The 7,496-nt window shown below is 68.2% G+C and carries 6 protein-coding genes; 4 read left to right on the top strand and 2 right to left on the bottom strand.

Annotation, left to right across the window (positions count from 1 at the left end):
- Positions 1 to 141 precede the first annotated feature (141 nt).
- The 3 genes from V3B25_RS20740 to V3B25_RS20730 all read left to right on the top strand — a co-directional run bounded on the left by V3B25_RS20740 (position 142) and on the right by V3B25_RS20730 (position 3,587).
- Positions 142 to 831 carry a glutathione S-transferase gene (locus V3B25_RS20740; protein ID WP_329811482.1) on the top strand — a complete coding sequence of 230 codons (690 nt, stop codon included), beginning with the start codon at positions 142 to 144 and terminating at the stop codon, positions 829 to 831.
- A gap of 32 nt (positions 832 to 863) precedes the next feature.
- Complete coding sequence (locus tag V3B25_RS20735; protein ID WP_329811481.1) at positions 864 to 2,429, top strand: YdiU family protein; 1,566 nt, start codon at positions 864 to 866, stop codon at positions 2,427 to 2,429.
- A 621-nt stretch (positions 2,430 to 3,050) separates the two neighbouring features.
- Positions 3,051 to 3,587 (top strand): adenine phosphoribosyltransferase, encoded by a 537-nt coding sequence (locus V3B25_RS20730; RefSeq protein ID WP_329811480.1) that lies wholly within the window; start codon positions 3,051 to 3,053, stop codon positions 3,585 to 3,587.
- Between the two features lie 174 nt (positions 3,588 to 3,761).
- Here V3B25_RS20730 and dbpA read toward each other — a convergent pair whose 3' ends face one another.
- A complete protein-coding gene (gene dbpA / locus V3B25_RS20725; protein ID WP_164081474.1) occupies positions 3,762 to 5,138 on the bottom strand; it encodes an ATP-dependent RNA helicase DbpA in 1,377 nt (458 codons plus the stop codon).
- Between the two features lie 84 nt (positions 5,139 to 5,222).
- Positions 5,223 to 6,302 (bottom strand): YeiH family protein, encoded by a 1,080-nt coding sequence (locus V3B25_RS20720; protein WP_201118797.1) that lies wholly within the window; start codon positions 6,300 to 6,302, stop codon positions 5,223 to 5,225.
- A 102-nt stretch (positions 6,303 to 6,404) separates the two neighbouring features.
- Here V3B25_RS20720 and V3B25_RS20715 point away from each other — a divergent pair, with 102 nt between their 5' ends.
- Complete coding sequence (locus V3B25_RS20715; protein ID WP_049423688.1) at positions 6,405 to 7,280, top strand: LysR family transcriptional regulator; 876 nt, start codon at positions 6,405 to 6,407, stop codon at positions 7,278 to 7,280.
- The last annotated feature ends 216 nt before the right edge of the window (positions 7,281 to 7,496 follow it).

Here is a 7,496-nt window from a genome sequence, read left to right as displayed (position 1 = left end):
GTTTGTTTTTCGGCCGTTGGGGGGCCCCCCCCCCCGCCCCCCCGCGCCCCCCCCCCCCCCCCCCCCCCCCCCCCGACTCTACAAAAGACATGCAGCTGGGCGGGCTAAGATCAGATGCATCCTCCCATCGCGGAACCGTCCATGCGCATCGTCCACCATCTGGAAAACTCCCGTTCCCTGCGCGTGCTGTGGATGCTGGAGGAGCTGGGGCTGGACTACGAGCTGCGTCGCTATCCGCGCGATCCGAAGACGCTGCTGGCGCCGCCGGAACTGCGACAGGTGCATCCGCTGGGCAAGTCGCCGGTATTGCAGGATGGTGAGCTGGTGCTGGCCGAATCCGGCGCCATCCTCGATTACCTTGCCGACCGCTACGACACCCAGCGCCAGCTGTCGCCGTCGCCGACGCCCGCCGAGGGTGCCGAGCGCATCGCTTACCGCTACTGGCTGCACTACGCCGAAGGCTCGGCGATGCCGCCGCTGCTGCTGACCCTGGTGATGGGCCGCATCCGCAATGCGCCGATGCCGTTTTTCGCGCGCCCGATCGCACGCAGCATCGCCGACAAGGCCGAGCGCGGCTTCATCGGTCCGCAGCGGCGCCTGCACCTGGACTGGATGGAGCGCCGCCTGGCCGAAAGCCCGTGGTTTGCCGGCGAGCGCTTCAGTGCGGCCGACATCCAGATGAGCTTCCCGATCCAGGCCGCTGCCGCGCGCGGTGGTGGCCTCGACGACAAGCCGGCACTGCGTGGCTTCCTCAAGCGTATCGGTGAGCGCCCGGCCTACCTGCGTGCCGAGGCCCACGGCGGCCAACTGCAGGCGCTCAGCGGCAATTGAGGCGGGCGGCCGTCGTCCCCATCTTCAGCACCATGGATACCGACAGCCCCCGTTTCGACAACCGCCTGCTGCATACCCTGCCGGGCGACCCCGAATCCGGCCCGCGCAGGCGTGAAGTGCTGGGCGCGGCCTGGTCGCCAGTGATGCCGACCCCGGTGACGGCGCCCACGCTGCTGGCTTGGGCACCGGACGTCGCCGAGATGCTTGGCTTCGATACCGCTGAGGTCGAGAGCGAAGGCTTCGCGCGTGTATTCGGCGGTAACGCACTGTATGCAGGCATGCAGCCATGGGCGGCCAACTACGGGGGCCATCAGTTTGGTCACTGGGCCGGCCAGCTCGGCGACGGCCGTGCGATCTCGCTGGGTGAACTGGTCGCACCGGATGGCCGCCACTGGGAGCTGCAGCTGAAGGGCGCCGGCCCCACGCCGTATTCGCGCGGGGCCGATGGGCGCGCAGTGCTGCGCTCGTCGATCCGCGAATTCCTGTGCAGCGAGGCCATGCACCATCTGGGCGTGCCGACCACGCGCGCGTTGTCGCTGGTCGGTACCGGCGAGGACGTGGTGCGCGACATGTTCTACGACGGCCATCCGCGTGCCGAGCCTGGTGCCATCGTATGCCGGGTGTCGCCGTCGTTCCTGCGCTTTGGTTCGTTCGAGCTGCCTGCGTCACGTGGTGAAACCGCCCTGCTGCAGCAGCTGGTCGATGCCTGCATCGCCCGTGATTTCCCCGAGCTGGAAGGGGAGGGGGAGGCGCTGTACGGCGACTGGTTCGCGCAGATCGCGGTGCGCACCGCCGAGATGATCGCGCACTGGATGCGCGTGGGTTTCGTGCATGGCGTGATGAACACCGACAACCTGTCCGTGCTCGGCCTCACACTTGATTACGGCCCTTACGGCTGGGTCGAGGATTTCGATCCGGACTGGACGCCGAACACCACCGACGCGCAGGGCCGCCGTTATCGCTTCGGTACCCAGCCGCAGGTGGCGTACTGGAATCTGAGCCGATTGGCCCAGGCGTTGTCGCCGTTGTTCGCCGATGTGGCGCCGCTGCAGGCCAGTCTGGCGGCCTACCAGTCCACCTTCGTGGCCTGCACCCGTCGCGATGCCGCAGCCAAGCTGGGCCTGGCCGCTGCCGACGATGACGACCTGCAGCTCTACCTGCGCTGGCAGCAGTTGATGCAGGACGGTGGCATGGACATGACCCTGGCCTGGCGCGCGCTGATGCGCCTCGATCCGGCGGCACCGGATGCGGCGCTGCTGGACGCGGTGTACTACGACGAGGCGCGCCAGCAGGCGGTGCAGGCACCGTTGCAGCAGTGGCTGCAGGACTACGCGGCACGGTTGCAGGCCGATCCGTTGTCGGCCAGCGAACGCACGGCGAAGATGGCCGCGGCCAATCCGCTGTATGTGCTGCGCAACTGGCTGGCGCAGGAAGCCATCGACCGCGCCGAACAGGGCGACCTCAGCGGTATTCATGCGTTGCAGGACGTACTGCGCGATCCGTACACCGAGCGTGCCGGGCTGGAGCATTTCGCCGGCAAGCGCCCGGCGTGGGCAGACAACCGCGCCGGCTGCTCGATGCTGTCCTGCAGTTCCTGAGGGTGGGTTTCGGCAGGGCTGTGCCCTGCACCCGCAGAGGCCAGATCAAACGCCAGAGCAAAAGCGGAATCCGTGGTCTGGCGGGGCGGTGTGGGGCTGCAGGACACGCCGTAAACCCATCCATGGGGGCTCGATGGCGCCATCCATGGCGCCAACGGTCCTGCAGCCCCACACCGCCCCACCTCCGACAGATTCCCGCTGCTGTGGGTAGGTGTCGACCTTGGTCGACACGGTAGATCCACGCCACGCGTGGATGCTCTTCGTTCAATTTTCGAAATATTGGATTTCGATGAAGATTCATCCACGCATGGCGTGGATCTACAGAAAGCAATGCCCGACAGATCGCAGAAATCTGTCGAAGGCGGGGTGGGTCCGGTTGCGGGGGCGTGAGCCGCATGGATGCGGCGACCGAGCTTACATGGACGTACTTGCAGCGTCCCCCGCAACCGGACCCACCCCGCCATCCCACAGGAAACTCGCTGTTGCCGTTGCCGTTGCCGTTGCCGTTGCCTTGGCTTGAAGCCTCTGCAGGTGCCGGGCGAAGCCCGGCCGAATACCCCTCAACAGGCAGGCGACGCCCGGAACAGGTACCCTATGCCGCCATCAGATAGCCAACGTGACATGACCGACGCCATCGTCGCTCCGCAGTGGGCCTCCCGCCTGCGCGACATCGCCGACTTCCCCAAGCCCGGCATCCTCTTCAAGGACATCATGCCGCTGCTCGCCCACGGCGAGGACTTCCGCGGTGCCATCACCGCGATGGCCGACCGTTGGCGCGACCAGAAGCTGGACGCGGTGATCGGCATCGAATCGCGTGGCTTCATCCTCGGCGCCGCGATGGCGCTGGAACTGGGAGTGGGCTTCGTGCCGGTGCGCAAGCCGGGCAAGCTGCCGGGCCAGGTGCTGCGCGAGGAATACACGCTGGAATACCGCAGCGACTGCATCGAAGTGCACGCCGATGCGCTGCCGGCCGGTGCCCGCGTGGCGATCATCGATGACGTGCTGGCCACTGGCGGCACGCTGGTCGCCGCACTGTCGCTGATGCGCCGCCTGGGCGTTGACGTGGTCGGCGCCGGCGTACTGGTCGAACTCGACGGTCTCGGTGGTCGCGCCCGTTGGGAATCGGGCCTGCCGCTGCACACCGAACTGGTGTTCTGATCGAAGGGTGGGTGCCAACCAAGGTTGGCATCTACCAGAGCGAATGGCCTGGAGCCGGCAGTTGCCAACCTTGGTTGGCATCGCCTTTCGCGACTGACGCCACGGATGGGCCAACCAAGGTTGGCCGCTACCAGGTCAGGTCGTTGCCAACCGTGGTTGGCAACGCTGCTTCAATCACATCATCCGCACTCGGAAACGTCGGCCCTTGATCTTGCCGGCTTCCAGCTTGGCCACGGCCTTGTTGGCCTGCTCACGCGCGATCGCCACATAGGAGCGGGTCGGGAAGATCGCAATCTTGCCGATGAACTTGCTCGACAGCCCGGCGTCGCCGGTCAGTGCGCCGAGGATGTCGCCCGGGCGCAGCTTGTCCGTCTTGCCGCCGTCGATCCGCAGCGTGCGCATCGCGGCCTGCGGCAGCTCGGCCGGGCGCGCAGTCGCCAGCGGCGTCTTCTGCCAGTCCAGCGGCTGACCCATCTGCGCTTCGATGGCTTCGGCGCGGGTCTTCTCGCGGCCGGCCACCAGGCTGATCGCTAGGCCGCTGGCACCGGCACGGCCAGTACGGCCCACGCGGTGCTGATAGCTCTCCACGTCGGTCGGCAGCTCGTAGTTGATCACCGCCGCCAGCTCTTCCACGTCCAGGCCGCGTGCGGCCACATCGCTGGCCACCAGTACGTTGCAGCTGCGGTTGGCCAGCAGCAACAGCACTTCCTCGCGGTCGCGCTGTTCCATGTCGCCATGCAGGGCCAGCGCGGAGAAGCCGAACTGCTGCAGCGAGTTGGCCACTTCGTCCACGTCCTTGCGGGTGTTGCAGAACACCACCGCCGATTCCGGCGTGTACTTCAGCAGCAGGCCGGCCAGTGCCTTCTGGCGATGTGCCGGTTCCACCTCGCAGAACAGGTGGCGGATGGCTGGGGCCTGGTCGGCGCCTTCCACGGTCACTTCCACCGCGTCGCGCAGCAGGTCACGCGCCATGGTGCGGATGCTGTCGGGGAAGGTGGCCGAGAACAGCAGGCTCTGGCGATCCTTGTGGGTGCGGCCGGCGATCTCGCGGATCGGCTCCTCGAAGCCCATGTCGAGCATGCGGTCGGCTTCGTCCAGCACCAGCGTGCGCACCGCGCCAAGATTCAGCGCGCGTTTGCGTGCAAGCTCCTGCACACGGCCAGGAGTGCCGACCACCACGTGCGGGTCGTGGCCTTCCAGCGATGCCAGCTGCGGGCCCAGCGGCACGCCACCCACCAGCAGCAGCAGCTTCAGGTTGGGGATGCCGGTGGCCAGCTTGCGGATCTGCTTGCCGACCTGATCGGCCAGTTCGCGGGTCGGGCACAGCACCAGCGCCTGCACGCGGATCAGGCTGGGGTCGATGGCCTGCAGCAGGCCCAGGCCGAAGGCGGCGGTCTTGCCGCTGCCGGTCGGCGCCTGTGCGATCACATCGCGGCCATCCAGGATGGCCGGCAGGCTCTGCGCCTGCACGGGGGTGAGGGTGGTGTAGCCGAGGGCGTCCAGGCCGGGCTGCAGGGCCGGGCTCAGCGGCAGGGTCGAGAAGTCAGTCATGGCGCATTGTACCCGTCCGCGCGGCCGGCCCCGTCCTGGGGCCTTCATCCATGTGGGTGCCGACCTTGGTCGGCACGCTCCTGCTCAGCCCAGCACCGCCAGCACACCCTGGTGGATCGCCAGCCCGCCGAACAGCAGCCAGGCAAACAGGATCAGCGCCAGCAGCAGCGGCTTCATACCGGCCTGGCGCAGCGCCGAAACGTGGGTGGTCAGGCCCAGCGCGGCCATCGCCATCGCCAGCAGCACGGTATCCAGCTGCACCAGCCCCGCCTGCAGGCCGGCCGGCAGCAGATGCAGCGAGTTGAACCCGGCCACCGCCACGAAACCAAAAGCGAACCACGGCACCACGATGCGCGCTTTGCTGCCATCGGCGCTGGCCTTGCCGCTACGCGCCAGCCATAGCGACAGCGCCACCAGGAACGGTGCCAGCAGCATCACCCGCACCATCTTGGTGATCACTGCGGTATCGGCCGCCGCTTCGTTGACCGCGCGGCCAGCCGCCACCACCTGTGCTACTTCATGCACCGTCGCACCGGTGAACAGGCCGTACTGCTGCGCGTCCATCGCCAGCCAGCCGTGCGACTGCACCAGCGCATACAGGGCGGGATACAGGAACATCGCCAGCGTGCCGAACACCACCACCGTCGACACCGCTACCGTGACCTGCGCAGCACGGCCGCGCACCACTGGTTCGGCGGCCATCACCGCCGCCGCGCCGCAGATCGCGCTGCCGGCACCGATCAGCATCGCCGCCTCGCGTTCCATCTTGAACACCCGCATGCCCAGCCAGCAGGCCAGTCCGAAGGTGCTGGCGACCACCAGCACGTCCATCAGCACGCCGGTGACGCCGACATGGCCGATGTCCTGGAAGGTCAGGCGCAGGCCGTAGAGCACGATGCCGGCGCGCAGCAGCCAGTGCTTGGAGAAACCGACGCCGGCCGCGCTGCTCGGCGCGAGCCGCGGGTAGAGGGTGTTGCCGACCACGATGCCGGCGACGATGGCCACGGTCAGCGCACTCAGGCCGTGCGCCTGCAGCCAGGGCAGCTCGGCCAGATACAGCGACGCCGCCGCGATCAGGCCCACCAGCAGCAGGCCGGGCAGGCGCGGCTGCCAGCGTTGGCGCAGGGCGGGTAGGGACCAGGAGGAGAGAGCGGGGGCGTTCATGGCAGGGGCAGGGCTGGAGTGATGGGGCAAGCGTGCGCCTGAGTCGCTGACCTGTAAAACGAATAATATGGGTGAAACCTACCTATCAAGCGGGTTAATCCCATGCGCCTGACCTTGCGCCAGCTGCAGGTCTTTGTCGCCATCGCCGACCATGGCAGCACCACTGCTGCCGGCCAGGCCATTGCGCTTTCGCAGTCGGCCAGCAGCGCCGCCCTGCAGGAGCTGGAAGCGCACTTCGGCACGCCGCTGTTCGACCGCATCGGCCGCCGCCTGGCGCTGAACGGCCACGGCCGCGCCCTGTTGGAACCCGCGCGCACGCTGCTGGTCAACGCCGCCGACCTCGAGCGCCAGCTCGCCGCCGGCGGTGACCCGTCGCAGGGCGCGCCACTGCGGCTGGTGCTGGCCGCCAGCACCACCATCGGCAATTACCTGCTACCGCCGCGCATTGCCGAACTGCTGCGGCAGGCGCCGCAGGCGGAAGTCGACCTGCGCATCGACAACAGTGCCGGCGTGGTCGCCGCCGTGCAGCGACTGGACGTGGACGCCGGCCTTATCGAAGGCCCGTGCCACGAGCGCGGCCTGCAGGTCACGGCCTGGCAGCAGGACCCGCTGGTGATTGTGGCGGCCGCCGAGGCCCCCGCACGCTGGTCGCTGGATGAACTTCGCGGCGCACGCTGGCTGCTGCGCGAGCCGGGCTCCGGTACCCGCGAAGCGGTGGAACAGGCGCTGCTGCCGCACCTGCGCGGCTTCGCCCAGACCCTGCAGCTGGGCAATACCGAAGCGATCAAGCAGGCCGCCATCGCTGGGCTGGGTCTGGCCTGTCTTTCTCGTCATGCGCTGGAAGAACCACTGGCCCTCGGCCGCCTGCGCGTGCTTGAGACCCCGTTGCCCGCCCTGCAGCGCACCCTGTGGCTGGTACGCCACCCCGGCAAGCAATGGTTGCCGGGGTTGCAGGCGTTGTTGGGGGAGGTGCAGTAGCCGGGATCCATCTTCCACAGCGCGAACTCCACGAAGGGGTCAGAGCCCGTTGCGCAGCAACGGGATCCGACCCCGTGCCGACCAACGGTCGGCACCCACCAACAGCAGCGGGAAACTGTCGAAGGTGGGGTGGGTCCGGTTGCGGGGGCGTGAGCGCCATGGATGGCGCGACCGAGCTTACATGGACGTACTTGCAGCGTCCCCCGCAACCGGACC

The sequence above is a fragment of the Stenotrophomonas sp. SMYL8 genome, assembly GCF_036320065.1.
GTDB classification, from domain to species: domain Bacteria; phylum Pseudomonadota; class Gammaproteobacteria; order Xanthomonadales; family Xanthomonadaceae; genus Stenotrophomonas; species Stenotrophomonas maltophilia_A.
The sequence above is the reverse complement of the archived record's forward strand: the minus strand, read 5'-3'. Positions and strand labels throughout refer to the sequence as shown.